Origin of the sequence: Dietzia cinnamea NBRC 102147 (genome assembly GCF_001571065.1) — a bacterium.
In the GTDB taxonomy this organism is placed as follows: Bacteria; Actinomycetota; Actinomycetes; order Mycobacteriales; family Mycobacteriaceae; genus Dietzia; species Dietzia cinnamea.
In genome coordinates this window covers 39,224-57,803 of the sequence record NZ_BCSW01000010.1, presented here as the reverse complement: position 1 = coordinate 57,803, position 18,580 = coordinate 39,224, and the positions used below count along the sequence as shown (strand labels likewise).

The 18,580-nt window shown below is 70.5% G+C and carries 20 protein-coding genes and 1 pseudogene; 12 read left to right on the top strand and 9 right to left on the bottom strand.

The window, feature by feature from the left end; genetic code table 11:
* The first annotated feature begins 4 nt into the window (after positions 1–4).
* Positions 5–439 (top strand): nuclear transport factor 2 family protein, encoded by a 435-nt coding sequence (locus DCI01S_RS05945; protein WP_007631585.1) that lies wholly within the window; start codon positions 5–7, stop codon positions 437–439.
* 22 nt (positions 440–461) lie between these two features.
* Here the strand turns inward: DCI01S_RS05945 and DCI01S_RS05940 are convergent, their stop codons facing one another.
* Positions 462–1,817 (bottom strand): lipase family protein, encoded by a 1,356-nt coding sequence (locus DCI01S_RS05940; RefSeq protein ID WP_244881661.1) that lies wholly within the window; start codon positions 1,815–1,817, stop codon positions 462–464.
* A 382-nt stretch (positions 1,818–2,199) separates the two neighbouring features.
* Here DCI01S_RS05940 and DCI01S_RS05935 point away from each other — a divergent pair, with 382 nt between their 5' ends.
* Positions 2,200–2,922: a hypothetical protein gene (locus tag DCI01S_RS05935; protein WP_007631588.1), complete on the top strand. Its 723-nt coding sequence runs from the start codon at positions 2,200–2,202 to the stop codon at positions 2,920–2,922.
* A gap of 56 nt (positions 2,923–2,978) precedes the next feature.
* Here DCI01S_RS05935 and DCI01S_RS05930 read toward each other — a convergent pair whose 3' ends face one another.
* The 3 genes from DCI01S_RS05930 to DCI01S_RS05920 form a co-directional block, all read right to left on the bottom strand.
* Positions 2,979–3,860, bottom strand: coding sequence for a DUF4261 domain-containing protein (locus DCI01S_RS05930; RefSeq protein WP_007631589.1), 882 nt, complete (start codon positions 3,858–3,860; stop codon positions 2,979–2,981).
* A 105-nt stretch (positions 3,861–3,965) separates the two neighbouring features.
* Positions 3,966–4,847 (bottom strand): alpha/beta fold hydrolase, encoded by an 882-nt coding sequence (locus DCI01S_RS05925; protein ID WP_061228369.1) that lies wholly within the window; start codon positions 4,845–4,847, stop codon positions 3,966–3,968.
* Positions 4,848–5,149: 302 nt separating this feature from the next.
* On the bottom strand, positions 5,150–6,370 hold the full coding sequence (locus DCI01S_RS05920; RefSeq protein ID WP_007631592.1) for a lipase family protein: 1,221 nt from the start codon (positions 6,368–6,370) through the stop codon (positions 5,150–5,152).
* Positions 6,371–6,786: 416 nt separating this feature from the next.
* Here DCI01S_RS05920 and DCI01S_RS05915 point away from each other — a divergent pair, with 416 nt between their 5' ends.
* The 3 genes from DCI01S_RS05915 (at position 6,787) to DCI01S_RS05905 (ending at position 8,752) form a co-directional block, all read left to right on the top strand.
* Entirely contained in the window at positions 6,787–7,695 is a 909-nt protein-coding gene (locus DCI01S_RS05915) for an SDR family NAD(P)-dependent oxidoreductase (RefSeq protein ID WP_007631594.1), read from the top strand.
* 101 nt (positions 7,696–7,796) lie between these two features.
* The gene (locus DCI01S_RS05910; RefSeq protein ID WP_007631596.1) at positions 7,797–8,300 is read left to right on the top strand and encodes an SRPBCC domain-containing protein; all 504 of its coding nucleotides are present in this window, start codon (positions 7,797–7,799) and stop codon (positions 8,298–8,300) included.
* Positions 8,297–8,752 carry an ArsR/SmtB family transcription factor gene (locus tag DCI01S_RS05905; RefSeq protein ID WP_007631598.1) on the top strand — a complete coding sequence of 152 codons (456 nt, stop codon included), beginning with the start codon at positions 8,297–8,299 and terminating at the stop codon, positions 8,750–8,752. Before DCI01S_RS05910 ends, DCI01S_RS05905 begins: the two co-directional genes overlap by 4 nt.
* Here DCI01S_RS05905 and DCI01S_RS05900 read toward each other — a convergent pair.
* Together DCI01S_RS05900 and DCI01S_RS05895 are read right to left on the bottom strand one after the other, a co-directional pair.
* The gene (locus DCI01S_RS05900) at positions 8,745–9,644 is read right to left on the bottom strand and encodes an MBL fold metallo-hydrolase (RefSeq protein ID WP_007631600.1); all 900 of its coding nucleotides are present in this window, start codon (positions 9,642–9,644) and stop codon (positions 8,745–8,747) included. The two genes, DCI01S_RS05905 and DCI01S_RS05900, sit on opposite strands and share 8 nt — an antisense overlap.
* Entirely contained in the window at positions 9,641–9,823 is a 183-nt protein-coding gene (locus tag DCI01S_RS05895) for a hypothetical protein (RefSeq protein WP_007631602.1), read from the bottom strand. Before DCI01S_RS05895 ends, DCI01S_RS05900 begins: the two co-directional genes overlap by 4 nt.
* A gap of 210 nt (positions 9,824–10,033) precedes the next feature.
* Between DCI01S_RS05895 and DCI01S_RS05890 the strand changes: the two genes are divergently transcribed.
* Positions 10,034–10,642, top strand: a complete 609-nt coding sequence (locus DCI01S_RS05890; protein WP_007631604.1) for a GyrI-like domain-containing protein — start codon at positions 10,034–10,036, stop codon at positions 10,640–10,642.
* A 167-nt stretch (positions 10,643–10,809) separates the two neighbouring features.
* Here the strand turns inward: DCI01S_RS05890 and DCI01S_RS05885 are convergent, their stop codons facing one another.
* Positions 10,810–12,243, bottom strand: coding sequence for a sugar porter family MFS transporter (locus DCI01S_RS05885; RefSeq protein WP_007631606.1), 1,434 nt, complete (start codon positions 12,241–12,243; stop codon positions 10,810–10,812).
* Positions 12,244–12,422: 179 nt separating this feature from the next.
* Between DCI01S_RS05885 and DCI01S_RS05880 the strand changes: the two genes are divergently transcribed.
* Entirely contained in the window at positions 12,423–12,806 is a 384-nt protein-coding gene (locus DCI01S_RS05880; protein ID WP_061228368.1) for an SgcJ/EcaC family oxidoreductase, read from the top strand.
* Positions 12,807–13,102: 296 nt separating this feature from the next.
* Entirely contained in the window at positions 13,103–13,789 is a 687-nt protein-coding gene (locus tag DCI01S_RS05875) for a TetR/AcrR family transcriptional regulator (protein ID WP_061228367.1), read from the top strand.
* A gap of 26 nt (positions 13,790–13,815) precedes the next feature.
* Here DCI01S_RS05875 and DCI01S_RS05870 read toward each other — a convergent pair whose 3' ends face one another.
* Entirely contained in the window at positions 13,816–14,601 is a 786-nt protein-coding gene (locus DCI01S_RS05870) for an SDR family oxidoreductase (protein ID WP_061228366.1), read from the bottom strand.
* Positions 14,602–14,731: 130 nt separating this feature from the next.
* Here DCI01S_RS05870 and DCI01S_RS05865 point away from each other — a divergent pair, with 130 nt between their 5' ends.
* The 3 genes from DCI01S_RS05865 to DCI01S_RS05855 are packed head-to-tail and all read left to right on the top strand — an operon-like array spanning position 14,732 to position 17,198.
* Positions 14,732–15,742 (top strand): NADP-dependent oxidoreductase, encoded by a 1,011-nt coding sequence (locus tag DCI01S_RS05865; protein ID WP_061228365.1) that lies wholly within the window; start codon positions 14,732–14,734, stop codon positions 15,740–15,742.
* Positions 15,743–15,744: 2 nt separating this feature from the next.
* Positions 15,745–16,698 (top strand): NADPH:quinone oxidoreductase family protein, encoded by a 954-nt coding sequence (locus DCI01S_RS05860; RefSeq protein ID WP_061228364.1) that lies wholly within the window; start codon positions 15,745–15,747, stop codon positions 16,696–16,698.
* Positions 16,695–17,198 (top strand): thioesterase family protein, encoded by a 504-nt coding sequence (locus DCI01S_RS05855; RefSeq protein WP_061228363.1) that lies wholly within the window; start codon positions 16,695–16,697, stop codon positions 17,196–17,198. The genes DCI01S_RS05860 and DCI01S_RS05855 overlap by 4 nt, the downstream gene beginning before the upstream one ends.
* A 76-nt stretch (positions 17,199–17,274) precedes the next feature.
* Here DCI01S_RS05855 and DCI01S_RS05850 read toward each other — a convergent pair whose 3' ends face one another.
* Positions 17,275–17,745 carry a MaoC family dehydratase gene (locus tag DCI01S_RS05850; RefSeq protein ID WP_061228362.1) on the bottom strand — a complete coding sequence of 157 codons (471 nt, stop codon included), beginning with the start codon at positions 17,743–17,745 and terminating at the stop codon, positions 17,275–17,277.
* A 109-nt stretch (positions 17,746–17,854) separates the two neighbouring features.
* Between DCI01S_RS05850 and DCI01S_RS05845 the strand changes: the two are divergent.
* Positions 17,855–18,579: pseudogene (locus DCI01S_RS05845) on the top strand (SDR family oxidoreductase).
* Position 18,580: the final 1 nt, after the last annotated feature.

The window sequence follows — 18,580 nt, the reverse complement described above, 5'->3', positions numbered from 1 at the left end:
GATCATGAGCCGAACACTGGTCGAGTTATCCGACCGCTGGGACCTGCAGGACCTCGTGACCAGGTACGCAACCTGCATCGACGCCCGCGACTTCGAGGGCCTGGACCGGGTCTTCACGCCGGACGCGCGGGTGAGCTACGAGGCCTCCGGTGGGCCCGACGACGCCTACCCGGCGATCCGCGCGTGGCTGGCCGAGATGCTGCCGGTCTTCACGGCCACGCAGCACCTCATGGCCAACCTCGAGGTGAGTCTGGACGGGGACTCGGCGACGGGCCGGTGCATGTGCTTCAACCCCATGGCGCTGCGGCCCGTGGAGGAGAAGGACCAGCAGGTGTTCTTCTACGGGCTCTGGTACGTCCTCGAGTTCGTCCGCGCGGACGCCGGCTGGCGGATCTCGCGGCTGACGCAGCAGCAGGCGTACCACCACAATCTGCCCTGAGACCGCCGCGGCGCGCGGTCGGTCAGACGGTCCCGCAGGAGTTCGGTGCGGGATGGTCGTGCACCCGGTCCATGAGGTAGCGGGCGTTGGTCGCGCGCTCGGACAGCATCGGGATCGCGTGGTCGATCACCAGGCCTGGGGCCAGGGCGGGCGCCTCGGCGGTCCGCAGCTCGACGGTGGTGCCCTGTGCGCACCAGTCCCGGACGAGGTCGACGGCGGTGTCGTGCGGGACCACGTCGTCGTTCCGCCCGATCAGCACGAGCGACGGGACCGCCGGCGCCTCGTCGCCCAGGTTGTAGCCCTCGAGGACACGCATGATCTCCGGCTCGGACCGGGCCGCGTCGGCGAGGGAGCGGCCGTCCCGGGTGAACTCGGTGGTCCGGCGCAGGCCGTAGGCGAAGCCGGTCTCGGCGACGCACTGCCCGGCGGTCACCTCGAGCATCCGACGGCCCTCGTCGTTGAGCTGGCGGTCGAACGCCTCTCGCAGCTCGGGGTGGACTTGCAGGATCCCGTTGATCGCGTAGCCCACGGCGCCCGTGAGCAGGCCGCCGTCAACGCGCTCGAGCGTGCCGATCATGTCCGACGGCGGTGCGCCCGCGGCGATGCCCACGAGGGTGACGTCCGGCGCGTAGGTCGGCTGCATCTCACCGGCCGCCGCGGCGGCGCCACCGCCCTGGGAGTAGCCGCTGATCACGGTCTTGGAGTCGGGAGCGAGATCCGTGCCCGGGAGGCGCAGCGCGGCGCGTGCGGCGTCCAACGCGGAGCGGCCCTGCGAGTCGCGGTTGACGTACGGGTGGTGGCCGGGAGTGCCGAGGCCCTCGTAGTCGGTGACGACCACGGCGAAGCCCTCTTGGACCATCGTCAGGGCGTCGATCACCGCGTAGCCGGCGGCCGCCGACAGCGGTGCGGTCTGCACGCCGAGCCCGACCTCCATGGACTTGGACGGCGCGCACTGGTCGCCCTGGCCCTGGGTACCGGGCGTGACCACGGCGAGCGGCCGCGGGCCCGGCCCGGTCCACGGGGCCTTGGGCTGGAGATACGTGCCGGTGACGGCGATCGGCCCGCCCGCCGCACCGGTGGAGCGGTACATGATCCGCTGCGCGTCGGCGGGCAGTGCGCCGCCGTTCGCCAGATCGGGGAAGCTGGGCGTGATGGTCATGGGCTCGGTGCGGATGACCGTGCCCGGCTCGGCGGGCAGGTCGGCCGGCGGCGTGTAGAACGCGCTGCGGTCGGGCGTGTTGGACGAGCCCTGCGCGGCGGCCTCCGGGGCGGCGGGCGAGACGGCGGGGGCCAGCGCCATCGCGACGCCCAGGGCGAGCGCACCCGCGGCGGCGGACAGTCCGGGCGTTCTCCTGCGGCGGCTGGTCGGTGATCTCACAAGTGCTCCCCGGGGGTCGAGACGGTAGGTGGTCCGCGAGGACCGTGAACTGGACAAAACCCTAGCGTGTGTCATGTTCGGCCGGTGGTGCACCTCAGGAGTCGATTCTGATCACCGTGAACTTCACGGTGGCCACTGTCGTACGCCGCTGTTACGGTGAGTCCGTGCCGAAAGATGTGCTGATGTGCTGGCGACGCGTACCGGAGAGGTCCCGCGTCGCCCACGCCGTCATGGCGTAGCACGGACGACGCGCGGGCCCACCGGAGAAGGGCGGGCCGCGGTCGGTATCAGCGGCGGTCCGCGCCGGAACCCGGGTCCATGCTCATGACCCCACGGCGGCGGAAATCAGATCCGCGCCGGCTCACTTCAGGAGAGTTTCCAGGTGACCGTAAGTCCCGACACCACGTTCCACGCGCTGGAGGACACCGATGTCCTCGTGAGCGCGCGATCGTTGGCCGAGTACACGGACATGTTCGGTTTGAACGGGGCTGACCTGGAGGGCCGGATCGTGGACTGCCCGGGCGGCGCGGCCAGCGCGGTGGCGGAGATCTGCGCGGCCGGCGGGGACGCGATCGCGGTGGACCCCCAGTACGCCCGGGGTGCGGACGACCTCCGCGGCCGGATCCTCGCGGACGTCGACCGCTCGGTGGCGCAGAAGCAGGCGCGCGAGGTGGACTTCGACTGGGACGTCCGCGGCGGCGTCGTGGGACACGAGGCGATCCGGCGCACGGCGGCGGACCGCATGCTCACGGACCTGGAGGCCTCGCCCGAGCGGTACATCGCCGGTGCGCTGCCGTCGCTGCCGTTGGCCAGCGACTCGTCCGACCTCGTGCTGTGCTCGCACCTGTTGTTCACGTACGCCGACCGGATGGATCTGTCCGACCACGTCGACGCGATCGTCGAGATGGCGCGGATCGCGCCGGAGGTGCGGATCTACCCACTGGTCGACCACCTCGGCAACCCGCTGCCGGAGCTGGTCCGCAGCGTGATCGCCCGGCTCAAGAAGGAGCGGCTGGCCAGCCGGATCGAGCCGGTCATCCGGCCGTTCCAGCTGGCGGCCACGACGCGGCTGGTGGTGGAGCGGATGAACCGCCAGCGGCCCTGACCGTCAGCCCCTCGGGCCGGGTCCGCGCCGCGGCGCCCGGGCCCGGCGCGTGCCGGTCAGCCCCTCGGGCCGGGCGCGAGCCGGAGGATCTCCTGGCCGGTGAAGGGGGAGACCTCGGCGCTGGCGACCAGCGGTTGCGGCCCGCCCACCTCGATCGTCTGGCCGGGCACGAGCACGGTGTCGGTGGCCAGCGAGTAGGCGACGAGATTGCACATCTCGGAGTACACGGCCGCCGGCGGCGCGTCCACGTCCAGGCGCTCGAGGTCCATCCGGCCGAACCGGCCCATCCCCGTGGTGTAGACGCACGACGTGGACTCGGACTGCATCCCCGCCCGCACCCCGACGAGAGCCGGCGCCGGCACCGGGTTGCCCGTGACGAGATCGCGGTACGGGCCGGCCGGCAGGGTCATCGCGGCGCCGCCCACGGTGACGGCCACCGCGCCGGGTAGCGCGGTCAGTGCTGCCGTGACGTTCGCGACCGCCAACTCGCAGCGGAGCGTATCGAGCCGCGGGTCCAGGTACTCGGGATCGGTGGGCTCGCCGTCGTCGCCGACCGGTCCCCACCGGAACGCCGCCACCACGACCTGGGACCGGTGCGTCTCCACCACGGCCTCGCCGCCGTTCCACGCGGCCAGGTCGCGCGTGTACTGGGCGGCCTCCGCCACGGGGGCGTCGATCGAGGAGACGATGACCGTCGCGTCCTCGATGTACACCGCCGTGGCGGGGTCGTCCTCGGTGCCGCGCTCGACCTCGTAGGAGCCCTCGAAGATCTCGGCGAGCAGTTCACCGATCTCGTCGTAGCCGGGGGCGGGCCGGTCGAGCAGCACGATCGCCACGGGCGTCTGCTTCCACGACAGGTCCTCGCCGGTCCGCGGGTCGACGGCGGGCGGCTGGTCCTGCGGCTGCTCGGGCTGGCCGGGCTGCGGGGAGTCGGTCATGCACGACAGGCTAACCCGCGTCCCGGCGGCCGCGACACGTCCGGCCCACGACGCGACCGGACGCCACGCGCCCGGCCGCCACATGCCCGGCCGCCCGGCGGGCGCTCAGTTGAGCAGGAAGTCGATCACCAGGCGCTCGAACTTGTCCTTCTGCTCGATCATGGCCCAGTGCCCGCAGCGGGAGAAGGCGTGCAGCTCGGCCTTGGGGAGCTGGCGGAACGCGAAGTGCGCCTGCTCGTAGGGGAGCATGCGGTCGTCGCGGCCCCAGATGAGGAGCGTCTCGTGGCGGATCTGGGAGGCGCGGGTGTACAGCGGGGTGTAGGCGTTCTCGGGCTTGAGGATCGAGCCGAAGATCGAGTACATGCGCTCGACGGCGCCCGGCGCGGTCGCGGCCTCGGTGCGGGCGCGGATCAGCTCGGGGGAGACGACCTTCTTGTTGCCCACCATCGTGTCGACCCAGGCGCTCATCTTCTCGTCGGTCGGATCGGCGAGGAACTCGAACAGGCGGCGCGAGCCCTCGCTGGGGTCGGGCGCGAACAGCGGCGCGGCGAGGCCGCCGGGGCCCATGAGGGCCATCTTGCGGACGCGGTCCGGGTAGGCGAGGGCGGTCTCGCACGCGACGTTGCCGCCCATGGAGTTGCCGATGATGTCGACCTTCTCGATGCCCTTGGCCTCGCAGAACGCGTCGATCGCCTCGGCGGCGATCATCGGGTAGGCCTTCTCCCACTCGAGGTCGGAGCTCTTCCCGAAGCCCGGCATGTCGAGCAGGATGGTGTGGAACCGCTCGGCGAAGACCGGGAAGTTGCCCGAGAAGTTGGACCAGGCGGTGACGCCCGGACCGGATCCGTGGAGGAACAGGACGGGCACCGCGCTCTCGGGCTCGGCCGTGCCCGCTGCGCTCGTGGCCCGCCCTGCCTCGTGGTAGTGCAGCTCGAAACGGCCGGCGGTGATGGTCTTGCTGGTGGACTCGAAGTCGAGGGCGCTCATGGCCTCAACGGTACTAGAACGCGTTCTAGGAATCGCGCTGTCCCGGCAATCTAGCGGCCCGGCGAACCCGGCGTCGCCTCGAAATGATGTCAGCCGCGCGGGGAGTCCCTGAAACATCCCCGCGCGGCGATGGCGAGACTCTAACCCGTGACAGCGCGATGTGACAAGTCTGTAACGATTATTGTGCAGGTCACACTGTGAGCACTCGAGCGCGCGCCCTGACGTGCAGGAATGCGCGGTGCTAAGTGGACGACCGCACCGAACGGGGTGTTCGGGGTGATCTGAACCACCCCATCACCCGGTCATCCCATCACCCGCGCCAGGAACGCGGTCGCATCCGGGGTCGCGGCGTACACGGTCCCGCTGTGGTCCCTGTCCGGGTAGACGCGCAGCTCGAGCGGCTGCCGGTTGAGCGTCATCTCCGCGGCGAGCGACAGGGCCGACGGCGCGGGCACGTCCAGGTCGAGCAACCCCTGGCCGAGGAACACGGGTCGGTCGTACCCGGTGGCCGGCGTGCCCATGTAGCGGCGCAGGTGGCCGAACACGTCGGGGATCTCCTGGAGGGGCCGCGAGAGCGCCTGCGAGATCTGGAATCCGCCCACCTTCTCGCGCATCGCCGCGTAGCAGAGGGTCTCGGCGGCGTCGACCATCTCGCGCCCGGCCGGCGTGAGGTAGCCGTTGATGTCGAGCTCGGGGTGCTGGTCGCGGAACCCGGCGAGGATGTACATCGCGTAGACGTTGAGTCCGGTCGGTAGCTGTACGGGCGGGAAGCCGGGCGCGCCCCACTGGAAGATGTGCTCGATGTTCGCCGGGGCCCCGGTGGCCACGACGCCGCGGTAGTCGAGCCCGGCGGGCGCGCCGAGTTCGGTGGCGCGGACCGCGGTGTTGAGCGCGGCCCCGGCGCCCTGCGACTGGCCGACCAGTGCCCAGGTGGGGGAGAGGGGCAGGCCGGCGGAGCGTGCGGCGATGACCGAGTCGACGATCGCCTGGCCGGTGGCGGGCCCGTTGAGGTAGCTGAGCAGCCCGGGCGTGCCCAGGCCCACGTAGTCGGAGGCGACCACGGCGTAGCCCCGGTCGAGCCAGTGGCCGAGGTACTCGGCGTCACGCTCGGAGCGGGGTTGGGTGGACGGTGCGCAGTCGTCGCCCAGGCCGGTGGTGCCGTGCGCCCACGCGATGACCGGCCAGCCGCCCTCCGGCGCGGCGCCGTGGGGCAGGAAGACCGCGGACCCGGAGATCGCGGGCCGGCCGTGCTGGTCGAGGGTGCCGTAGACCTGCCGCACCGCCCGCCCGGCCTGCGGCAGGGAGAGTGACGGGTCGAGCGGGACGGTCTCCGCCGCGGCCCCCGGCGCGGGGATCGGCCGAGCCCATTCGCGGGTGTCGAGTCCGGACCAGGTGGGTGCCGGGTTGGTCGCCGCGGTGGGCGCCGCGCCGGCGGTGGGGACGGTGAGAGGGGCGACGACGACGAGGGCCGCAGCCGCCGCGCAGAGCGTCCGCCCGATTTTCGGGGAGGTGAGGGAGTTCATACCCGGAGGGTAGTCCGCCGCCCGCGCCTCTCCAGGCGGGTTCGTCCGGTCCCGCAATCGGCGGGCCGCGTTCGTCCCGGCTTCACCCAGCCCCGCAAGCGGCGAGCCGGTTCTCTTCCCGAGCCCCGCAGTAGGGTGCCCGTGCCCGTCGTCGCTAGGTCAACTGGCCCGCCGTTTCGACACGTGACCACACACTCGCCGGTCCATCGCGCAGCTGGTCGTCATCATCGATTTCTTGGACGTCGCCATCGTGGCCCCGGCGGCGTTTTGCCCACATGACTACGACCTTTTCTGCGGTGGTTACGACCGGATCGCCGGCCGCAGCCCCACGCGCGGCGTCTCATGGGGCTGGTTCGCGCTGCCGGCTCCGCTGCGAAGTGGCGCGGGCGCGCGGATCCGGGTCGTACGCTTCGGCCGTGGCGCGAAAGCAGATCGATATCCCCGACCTCACCGGCCAGACGTGGCTTGTCACCGGATCGACCAGCGGGGTCGGGCTCGAGACGGTTCGGTCGGCGTCCGGGCACGGGGCGCGGGTGATCCTCGCGGTCCGCGACACCGCCCGCGGTCGTCAGGTGGCGTCCGAACTGCCCGGCGACGCGCGGGTCGTGGAGACGGATCTGGCCTCCCTCGCGAGCGTGCGACGCGCGGCCGGCGAACTGACCGGCGAGGACGGCCGCGGCCGCGAGGAGATCGACGTGCTGGTCAACAACGCGGGAGCCATCACGCCTCGTCGGCGGGAGACCGTGGACGGGTTCGAGATGCTGCTCGGCGTCAACGTGCTGGGCCCGTTCCTGCTCACCAACCTGCTGCTGCCCGTGGTGCGTCGGCGCGTGGTGATCGTCGCGTCCAACGCCCACCACGCGGGCACCTTCGACGGCGACGACCCGCATTTCCGGCGTCGGCGGTGGACGTCCGCGGCGGCGTACGCGCAGTCCAAACTCGGGGACATGCTGTGGGGGCTCGAGCTCGAGCGGCGGCTGCGCGACGGACGTGCCGAGGCCGGCAGGGTCGGGGTCGACGTCCAGCTCACGCACCCCGGGTGGGCGGCCACCGGGATCTCCAACGCGACGGGTAACGCGACGCTGGACAGGATCGTCACCGGCGTCTGTTCCCTGTTCGCCCAGCCCGCGGCGCAGGCGGCGCTGACGACGATGAGCGCCGCGACTCGACCGCTGCCGCCGTGCAGTTACACCGGTCCCGACGCGATGAGGCACCTGCGCGGCATGCCCACGCTCATCGGTCGGAGCGCCGAGGCCTCCGACCCCGCGGCGGCCGCGCGGTTCTGGGAGTTCGCCGCGGCCGAGACAGCGCTTAACTGCAACTGAATGGTTGCACCCGGGCGCGCGGCGTGTCATCGTGGGAGGGCAGGTGCAGCCGCGACACCACCTCACCGAGCGGGAGGCACCGCGGGGGAGAGGAGAGCCCGATGAGCGAGAACACCGTGCCCGTCGACGGCGATAGCGCGCCCGGAGCGGGAGTGACCAGCGATGACGTGCCCGACGAGATCGTCCGCAGTATCCACATCGAAGCCGAGGCGCAGACGGTCTGGGCCATCGTGTCGGAACCGGGATGGTTCATCAACGACGGCACATGGACCGAGCACGAGATCACCACCGACGGCGACGTGTCGCGCGTCGTCGACCCCGTGCACGGCGAGTTCACGATCGGCACCGTCGAGCTCGACCCGCCGCGTCGCGCGGTGTTCCGGTGGCTCGGCGGCATGGCCGGAGAGATCGACGAGGCGCAGGCCAATCTGGTCGAGTTCACGATCGAGGACCACGGATCGGGCGTCGTCCTGACGGTCCGCGAGACCGGCTTCGCGGGGCTGCACGACGACGCGGCCGTCCGGCGCCGGCGGTTCGAGGAGAACTCCGAGGGCTGGGTGTCCGAGCTGGAGCTCGCGCGGGTGCGTGCCGAGGGCGGCGGATGAGCAGCCCGAGGGGAGAGGTCCCGCACGACCGGCTGCTCAGCGAGGAGGCGGACGGTGTGTTCGGCGCCCTCGCGGACCGGACGCGTCGCCGGGTCCTCGTCCGACTCGCCGATCGGCCCGACGACGCCGGCGCCGTGGCCCGCGATCTCGGCGTGAGCCGCCAGGCGGTCGCCAAGCACCTGCGCATCCTCACCGACTCAGGGCTCGTGCACGCGCGACCGCATCACCGTCGACAGGTACACGCCGTGCGGCCGGACCGTATCCGGGAGATCTCCGACCTCCTCGGCGCGGTGTCGCGGGGATGGGATCGTCGGCTCGCGCAGGTCAGGGAGCGCGCCGAGCGCCTGGATCGGGCCGAGGCGGCCGAGCGCGGGGAGGGTGCCGCGTCCGACGAGCGCGGCGACGTCGCCGAGTCCGCCGAACGCGGGTCGGGCCCGGGCGCCCCTAGGTGAGGTGGTCGTACTCGCCGTCGACCCACGCCGCGTAGCGCTCGGCCGACCGCTGCACGGCGGCCCGCGCGTCCCGGGGGACGCACCCGCCGAAGTTGCTGTAGAGCCGGTCGAAGTCGTACCGCGAGACGTGGTCGGCGATCCGGCGCACCACCGCCCCGGACAGCGGCATCCAGTTGGGGAACGACCGCATGAACGTCACCCACTCCGGGTCGGCGACCGTGCCGATCGTGTCGCCGCTGAACAGCACGCCGCGGCCGTCGGGGGCGGTCCAGTGCACGACCACGCTGCCGGGGAAGTGGCCGCCCGGCTGCGACGCCCGCACGCCGGGCAGGATCTCTATCTCGCCGCCGTCGGACGGGTCCGCCGCGTGGCCCCCGCCCCACACGATCGTGTTGCGCGGTCGCAGGCCCAACCACTCCTCGTCCGGGGCGGAGACGTACACCGGGCAGTCGTCGAACGCCGCCGACCACAGCGACTGCAGCCCGTACATGTGCGGATGCGAGGCGATGATCGCCGACAACCCGCCCCACCCGCGGATCGCCGCGACCGCCTCGTCGCTGATGTAGTTCGGGACCTCGACCAGGACGTTCCCGTGGTCGGTCCGGATGAGCGACGGCCGCTGGCCGATCCCGGGGCAGTTCTTCTGCTCCAGACCGATCACGTCGGTCTCGCGCTCGGTGAACTCGATGGACGCACCCGCCGCCCGCGACTGCTCGGGGGTGGTCCAGCGCTGCCCGGCGACGGGCACGTACTGGCGTTCGTCCGCGCAGATCGGGCACACCTCGGGCAGGGGCTCCGCCCGCTCGACCCCGCACGTCGCGCACTGGGTCACCGAACCCGGTTCCGCCCCGCCCGGTCCGCCATCGGCCCCGGCACCGCGCGCCGCGCTCACGGCATGTCCCCCTCGATATCGACGGGGTGCCACGACTCGCCCACCTGAACCTCGAGGGACCCGTCGGCGGACCGGGTCTCGCGATGACCGGACACGGCGGACTCGAGGGCCTGCTGGGCGGTCTCGTGCTCGCCGAGATCGATCGTCTGGTCGGGGGTGCGGAGGCGGTAGTGGGGCATGCCCCCAGTGTCCCCCCGCCGGGCGCCGGCCGCATCCCTCGCCGGGCGCATACCCCGGGCGCCGGGCGCACCCGTCGTCGGCCGCCTCCCCCGGGCGCCGGGCGCACCCGTCGGCGCGGGACGGTCCACACTGCTGCTCGGCGGGTCTTCCCCTCATCCCGACCACGGCGCACACTGGGAGGAGGCACCTCGTCGTCGGAAGGGCACACCATGTCGTCGTCATCCTCTTCGTCACACGATCAGGCGCCGACGGCGCCGGCCGACCCCCCGTCCGGTTACCCCGACCTCGGTGCGGACCCGATCGACGGGATGCGGGTGCTGCGCGCGCCTGCCGTGCCCACCGCGGTGGTCCGCGTGACGGGCGTGCCGATGTCGGAGCTGACCGGGGTGTTCGACTCCGTCTTCGGGACCGTGCTGCCGCGCGCGTTCGAGGTCGGCCTGGCTCCCGCGGGCCCGCCCATCGCGCTCTACACCGCCGCGGTCGAGGGGCCCGACTCGGTGGTGGACCTGGAGATCGGCTTCCCGCTCCGCGCCCAGCTGGCCGAGCAGGTGGGCACGGAGCCGATCGAGGCCGACGGTCGACAGCTCGTCGCCTCCGAGCTGCCGGCCGGCGAGATCGCCGTGATCAGCCACGTGGGCTCGTACGACGACCTCGGGCGGGCCTGGGGCGACTTCATGGGCGAGATCGCGGGGACGGGACGCGCGCCCGGGCTGCCGTTCTGGGAGTCCTACGTCACCGAGCCGTCGCCCGACATGGACCCGGCCACGCTGCGCACCGACCTGTTCTGCGCGGTGGGCACGCCCGACGACGCGGCCTGACCCGCCCCGGCGCCTCCCGAGAGGGTTTCGCGCGTCAGCCGTCGCTTGTGTACGTTCCACCGGGAGGCGACCTGGGCGAACGCGGGCCGAAGTGACGGCTGGCGGAGTCCAGTCACGGTGAGGGTCCGCGGGGCGGGTCGCGGGGCGGCGGGTGGGGGCGCGGGTGGCTACTCCATCTCCTCCAGCGAGCGGCCGGTCGTCTCGGGGATGAACCGCGCCACGAACAGCAGCGAGAGTAGCGCCGCGACCGCGTAGAAGCCGTAGGTGAACGGCAGGCTGAACTCGGCCATCGGCGGAAAGGCGGTCGACACGGCGAAGTTCGCCAGCCACTGCGCGGCCGCCGCCAGTCCCAGCGCGGTGGAGCGGATCCGGTTGTTGAACATCTCGCCCAGCAGGACCCACACCGCCGGGCCCCACGACATCCCGAAGAACACGACGAACCCGTTGGCCGCGATCAGCGCGACCAGCCCGGAGGTGTCGCCGAGCTGTGGGGCGAGCGCGCCGTCCGGGCCGGCGACCATCGTGGCCTGACTGAACATCGCCGCCATCACCGCCAGGCAGACCGTCATGCCGACGGAGCCGATCATGAGCAGTCTGCGACGCCCGATCTTGTCGATGAGCGCGATCGCCACGACCGTGACCACGATGTTCGTCACGGAGGTGATGACCGACTGCGTGAACGCGTCCTCCTCGGCGAAGCCCACCGACTGCCACAACGTGGTGGAGTAGTAGAAGATCACGTTGATGCCGACGGCCTGCTGGAACACCGACAGGATGATGCCGATCCACACGATGGGCAGGAAGTTCCATCCGCCCGGGCGGATCAGGTCCCGCCACGACTGCCGGCGGTCCTCGCGGACGGTCGCCCGGATCTCGCGGATGCGGGAGTCGATGCCGCCCTCCTGGATCGACCGCAGCACGCGTTTGGCCTCGTCGACCATCCCGCGGCCCACCAGGTAGCGCGGCGATTCGGGGATCATCAGCGCCAGCACGCCGTAGGCCACCGCGGGGATCACCTCCGCCCAGAACATCCACCGCCAGGCCGCCGCCCCGAACCACAACTCCTCGATCGCGCCGCCGGCCACTCCCGCCAGCCACGCGTCCGAGAGCAGTGCCACGAAGATGCCCGAGACGATCGCGAGCTGCTGTAGCGAACCGAGGCGACCTCGGACGGCCGGCGGCGCGACCTCCGCGATGTACGCCGGCGCGATGACCGACGCGGCGCCCACCCCGAGCCCGCCGAGGACACGCCAGGCGATGAGGTCCCACGGGCCGAACGCGAGCCCCGATCCCAGGGCGCTCGCGAGAAACAACACCGCCGCCAGGACCATGACGCGGGTGCGGCCCCACCGGTCGGCCAGTCGCCCGGCCAGGTAGGCGCCGAGGATGCATCCGAGCAACGCCGAGGACACCGTGAACCCGATCAGCCCGGCACCGATCCCGAAGTCCTGCTGCACCGCGTCGACCGCGCCGTTGATGACCGCGGTGTCGAAGCCGAACAGGAACCCGCCGAGCGCGGCGACCAGGGAGATGATCACCACCCGGCCCGTGTGGAACGACTCCTCGTCGGACGGCTGTCGGGACGTCTGCTGTGTGGACATGCGTACCCCGCTCCCCGGGCCCGCCGGCCCTGTGACAGTGGTGAGAGGAGGGTAGGGCTGGGGCGGGAGAGGCGCCACCGAAGGAGGGCCCACCGGGAAATACGCCGGTGCGCGGCCGCAGTGCGAGAACACGTTCTAGGCTCGGGTCACCTCGTCGTCGTACCGAAAGGCCACCCACCATGAGCGCCGCAGTCACAGCACCCGAGCAGATCCGCGCCACCGCGCAGTCCTACGTCGACGCGCTCGTCGCCGGCGACCTCGAGGCCGTCATGGCCCTCTACGCCGACGACGCCACCGTCGAGGACCCCGTCGGCGGCGGCACCGTGCACGAGGGTGCGGACGCGATCCGCGCCTTCTACTCCACCGTCACCGCGCTGAAGATCGAGGCGAAGGTCCTCGAGACCCGCGTGTGCGGCAACGACCTGCTGTTCAACTTCGAGATCACCACCCACTTCGACGGCGGCTCCAAGGCGACCATCAACGTGTGGGACCTCATGGTGCACAACGACCAGGGCAAGGTCGCCTCGATGCGCGCCTACTGGACCCCGGAGAACATGAGCTAATCGCGGCCGCTCGCATACCAACATGGTGCGCGTCGACAAGTGGGTACTGACCTGCATGTTCGACACCCGTTTCGCACCGGGCGCAACCACCGGAGGCTAACGCAACGACGGCGCGGTGCTCGCCGAAGCCTGGCCACGCAATGGCGAGCCCTCGCTACCCGCCATGACGAGCTCCGACCACCTGCCGCCCCGGCGTCACCTCTGCGCCATACCGACCTGGCTACGCCATGTAGTACACAAGCCCTGGCGGTTTCACCATTGTCGCTCCCGGATAAGCGGCCGCTAGCATAACCGGTATGTCCAGCGACCGCGATAACAGCACGGCGGCCCCCGACCTCGTCGATGCTGCACGGCTGGGTGCCCAGCCGCAGCCGCAGACGGAGCGTGGCCGGCGCACCCGTGACGCTCTGATCGCGGCCGCGCGCACGGTGTTCGAGCGCGATGGTTACGTTGATTCCCGGCTCGTAGACATTGCCGCCGAGGCCAAATGTTCGATTGGCAGCTTCTACACGTGGTTCGACAGCAAGGACGAGGTTCTTGCTGCTGTCCTGTACCAAGCGCAAAGCGACATGCTCCATCCGGGGACGGGCCGTATCGAGGCGAGCGATGACCCGGTCGCGATCATCGCCGCCAGCAACCGCGCCTACTTCGAAGCCTATCGGCGCAACGCCCAGCTGAACGTGCTCCTGCAGCAGGTGGCGGCGCTCAATCCCCGATTCCGCGAGCTGCGCAACGCCCGCACGATGGCCTTCGTCACGCGTAACGCGCGTGCCATAGCGGATCTGCAGGAACGGGGCCTGGCAGATCGTGGTGTCGACGCCTCGATGGCGGCGATGGCGCTGTCCGGCATGGTGGCCCGATTGGCCTTCGAATCCTTTACCGGGGGCGCGGTGGTCGAGTCCATCGACGAACTCGTCGAAACAGCGACCCGGTTGTGGACCAATGCCCTGGGCCTGACGACGCCGGAGTTGCGCGCGGACTGAGGCGTCCAGCGCGCAACTCCGCGCGGTCAGCGGGCGATGTTGACCCCGCCGTCGACGGCGAGAGTGCTGCCGACGACGTAGTCGCCGGCGTCCGAGGCCAGGTAGATCGCCGCGGCCGCCATGTCCTCGGGACGGCCGATACGGCCGGAGGGGATCTCGCCGGCGATCTCCTCGGCGTGGTCGCGGGCCCCCTTGTTCATCGCGGACGCGAATGCGCCAGGGGCGATCGCGCTGACGATGATGCCCTCGGGAGCCAGGCGCACCGCCATGCGCTTGGTCAGGTGGACGATGCCGGCCTTGCTCGCGTGGTAGGAGTACGTCTCCATCGGGTTGAGGGAGAGCCCGTCGATCGAAGCGATGTTGATGACCTTGGCGAGGTGGCCCGTGCTCTCGCGTCCTGCCAGCAGCAGTTGCTTGGCGGCCTGGGTGAGGAAGAAGGGCGCCTTGACGTTGAGGTCCATCACCTTGTCCCAACCGCTTTCGGGGAAGTCGTCGAAGGCCTCTCCCCACGCTGCACCGGCGTTGTTGACGAGGATGTCGAGATGGTCCTCGTTCTCGCGGAATGCGTTGAGCAGGGCGGCGATGCCAGCGGTCGTGGAGATGTCGTACGGCAGGGCGACGCACCGCCCCTCGCCGTAGGTCGCGGACAGCTCGTCGGCGGTGGTCAGGCAGGCCTCTGACTTGCGCGCGGTGATGTAGACGGTCGCGCCCTGGGCGAGCAGGCCTTCGGCGATCATGCGGCCGATGCCGCGGGACCCGCCGGTGACGAGGGCGACGCGTCCATCGAGAGAGAAGAGGGCGGGAATGTCCATTGTTGTCCTTCGTTCGGGTGCAGTGGGTCGACTCGAGATTCGATTGAATCCCGATTCATACTAGTTGAACCTAGATTCAGATTGTGGGAGGCTGACGAACAAACCCCGCACCGAACACAGGAGTCGACCTATGTCCCGGACCTCGCAGGAGATCCGTCTCGCCGCCCGCCCGCAAGGCCGCCCAGACTCCAGTACCTGGGATCTCACCAGCACCGAAATCCCGGACCCGGGTCCCGGTCAGATCCTCGTACGCGTCGATCTGATCTCCCTCGACCCGGCGATGCGCGGATGGCTGAACGACGTGCGGTCCTACATTCCCCCGGTCGGGATCGGAGACGTCATGCGGGCACTGGGCGCCGGCGAGGTGATCGCCTCGGAGCACCCGGACTTCGCCGTCGGCGACCGGGTCACCGGCAGTTTCGGCGTGTGCGAGTACGCGCTGTCAGACGGCAAGGGGGTGGACCGTATCGACACCGACATCGCCCCGATGGGCACCTGGCTAGGCGCGCTCGGCATGCCCGGCATGACCGCGTACTTCGGCCTCCACGACGTCGGCCGACTCCGGGCCGGTGACACAGTCCTGGTCTCCGCGGCGGCCGGGGCGGTCGGGAGCACCGTCGCGCAGCTGGCCAAGGCGAAAGGGGCCCGCGTCATCGGCGTCGCCGGTGGTCCGGACAAGGTGTCCTGGCTCCGCGAGCTCGGACTCGACGAGGTCATCGACCGGCGGGAGGGCGACCTCCTGCGCCAGGTCCGCAACGCCGCCCCCGACGGAATCGACATCTACTTCGATAACGTCGGGGGCGAGCTCCTCGACGCGGCACTGGCCAACCTGCGCCGCGGCGCCCGGGTCGTGCTGTGCGGGGCTGTGTCGACGTACAACGACGAGACCCTCGCCGACGGCCCGCGGCGGTACATGTCCCTTCTGGTCTTCCGCGCCACGATGCAGGGGTTCGTCGTGTCCGACTACGCGGACCGCTACGCCGAGGCCGTCGCCGAGATCTCGGAACTCATCGCCGAGGGGCGCCTCGTCGCGACCGAAACGATCCTCGAGGGCGGGGTGCCTGCTTTCCCGGACGCCCTGCTCGGCCTCTTCGACGGGGTCAACACCGGCAAGCTTCTGCTGAGAATCCGAAAGGGCTGACCATGCGCGCCATCCACATCTCCTCTCTCGATGGCCCGGACGCCGTCGAGGTCGTCGAGCTCCCCGACCTCCGCGACAACGAGCTCGTGACCATAGAGGTCAAAGCGGCCGGGGTCGCCTTCCCCGAGTTGCTCCAGACCCGAGGCCTGTACCAGCTCAAGCCCGAGCTCCCCTTCGTCCCGGGGGCGGAGGTCGCCGGTGTCGTCACCGCTGCGCCCGAGGGCAGCGGCCTGGCTGTCGGTGACCGCGTGGCGGCCCTGACGCTGCTCGGTGGCTTCGCGGAGCAGGCCCTGGCGCGCCCCGACCTCACCTTCGCACTGCCGGACGAGGTCGGCTTCGAGGAGGCGGCATCCTTCACCTTCAACTACGCGACGGTCTACTTCGCCCTCGTCGAGCGCGGTCACCTCGCCGAGGGTGAGACCGTCCTCGTCCACGGCGCCGCGGGCGGGATCGGGACCGCGGCCATCCAGATGGCGAAGGCGTTCGGGGCGGGCAAGGTCATCGGAGTGGTCTCCACGCCGGAGAAGGGCGAGATTGCCCGCGCTGCGGGCGCGGACGAGGTGGTCCCGGCCGACGGCTTCCTCGAGGCGGTCGGCAAAGCGAGCGTCGACATCGTCGTCGATCCCGTCGGTGGTGAACGGTTCACCGACTCGCTGCGCTCCCTGCGGGAGCACGGCCGTCTTCTCGTCATCGGCTTCACCGCCGGATCCATCCCCGAGGTGAAGGTCAACCGGCTCCTGCTGAACAACGTCTCCGTCGTGGGAGTCGGATGGGGTGCCTACGCGTTATCCCGCCCCGGCCATGTCGGCAGGGAGTGGGAGGCGATGCTGCCGCACCTAAGAAGCGGGGCTCTGCGGCCCGTCGTCGGCGCCACTCATCCACTAGAGGACGCCTCCGTTGCACTGCGCTCCCTCGAGGGGCGTTCGGTCACCGGCAAGGTCGTGCTGGTGCCGTGAAACAGAACCTGCCCTCCGTGGAGGAGGTCGACCAGATCCCGGCGGCGTGCAGTACGGTCGCCGGAGGCGAGTGGGAGGACGGCAACGGCCACGTCAACGTCGCTCACTTCTACGGCTTCCACATCCGAGGGGCTGAGGAGGAGTTACGTCGAGTGGGAATCGACGAGGCCTACCGTGCCAGCCGGCGGATGGGGGTCTTCAGTATGGAGCAGCACCTCAAGTTCTTCGACGAAGTGCGGATCGGTGAGGAGATCTCGGTCCACGTCCGGTGGCTCGACCGCGGGGACAAGGTGTTTCACGGCATCTCGGTGATCGTCAACCGTACTACCGGGCGGATCGCCAACACGCTCGAGATGATTGAGGGCCACGTCGACCTCACCGCGCGACGGACGGCGCCCTTCCCCGCCGGCGTCGCGCAGCGGATCGATGAGCAGGTAGCCGCCCACCGAGGTCTCGGGTGGCAGCTCCCCCTCTCGGGGGCTATGGCCGTGCGCCACTAGGTCGAACCCGGACCGGGAAACAGAAAGGGACCGCACCTGCACTGCAGATGCGGTCCCTTTTCGTGCGAGTTACGGGTCAGACCGTGAAGCGGCCGATCGACTCGGCGACCAGGATCGGCTTGTCGATGCCGTCGGCCTCGACGGTGAGCGTGGTGACGACTTTCACCGCGCCCGGGGCTGTCTCCTCGACCGAGGTCAACGTGGCGCGCATCCGGATCCGAGAGTCCACCGGCAGTGGGTGGATGAAGCGGACCTTGTCGTAGCCGTAGTTGAGGCTGTGGGCGAACCCGTCGAAGGCCATCAGCTCTTCGAGAAAGGCGGGCGTGCGCGACAGGCTGTAGAGACCGTGCGCGATGGTCGAGCCGAACGGCGAGTCCGCCGCTCGCGCGGGGTCGACGTGGATCCACTGATGGTCGCCGGTGAGCTCGGCGAATCCGTCGATTCGGGACTGGTCAACGGTGTGCCACGCGGTGGGGCCGAGCTCTCGGCCCGAGAGGTCCTTCAGGTCCTGCACAGAAGTCGGGCGGTGTCGGGCGGTCTGGGTCACGCGGAACTCCTTGGGTCATGAACGTTGTGATTTCAACCATAGTTGAACCTGAAACCGGATTCAACTAACGTGTGAGATAGATCGCAAATACGGATACAGGAGAGCTCACATGACCACTGATCATCAGCGTGTCGCCGTCGTGACCGGCGCCGCGCGGGGTATCGGCGCGGACGTCGCCCGGCGACTGGCCGGCGACGGAATGGCGGTGGCAGTACTGGACCTGGACGAATCCACCTGTGCGGACGTCGTCGAGGACATCGTCGCCAACGGGGGCCGGGCGCTCGCGGTCGGCGCCGACGTGTCGGATCCCGACCAGGTCGAGGCACGGTGCTGGTCAACAATGCCGGCATCATCCGCGACAACCTGATCTTCAGGATGTCGGTCGAGGACTGGGACTCCGTCATGGCGGTCCACCTGCGCGGTGCCTTTCTCATGACCAAGGCCTGCCAGGCGTACATGACGCAGGAACGCTTCGGTCGTATCGTCAACCTCTCCTCGACATCGGCGCAGGGGAACCGGGGCCAGGTCAACTACTCTGCCGCGAAGGCCGGCATGCAAGGTCTGACCAAGACCCTCGCCATCGAACTCGGGAAGTTCGGCGTCACCGCCAACGCGATCGCCCCCGGATTCATCGAGACCGAGATGACCGCGGAAACCGCCGAGCGCATCGGGATCTCGTTCGACGACCTGAAGAATATGGCGCGCGACCAGGCGGCCGTCGGTCGCACGGGCACGCCCCACGACATCGCGCATGCCGTCTCCTTCTTCGCGAGCGAGGGCGCCGGCTTCACCACGGGCCAGGTTCTCTACGTTGCGGGCGGGCCGTGCGACTGAT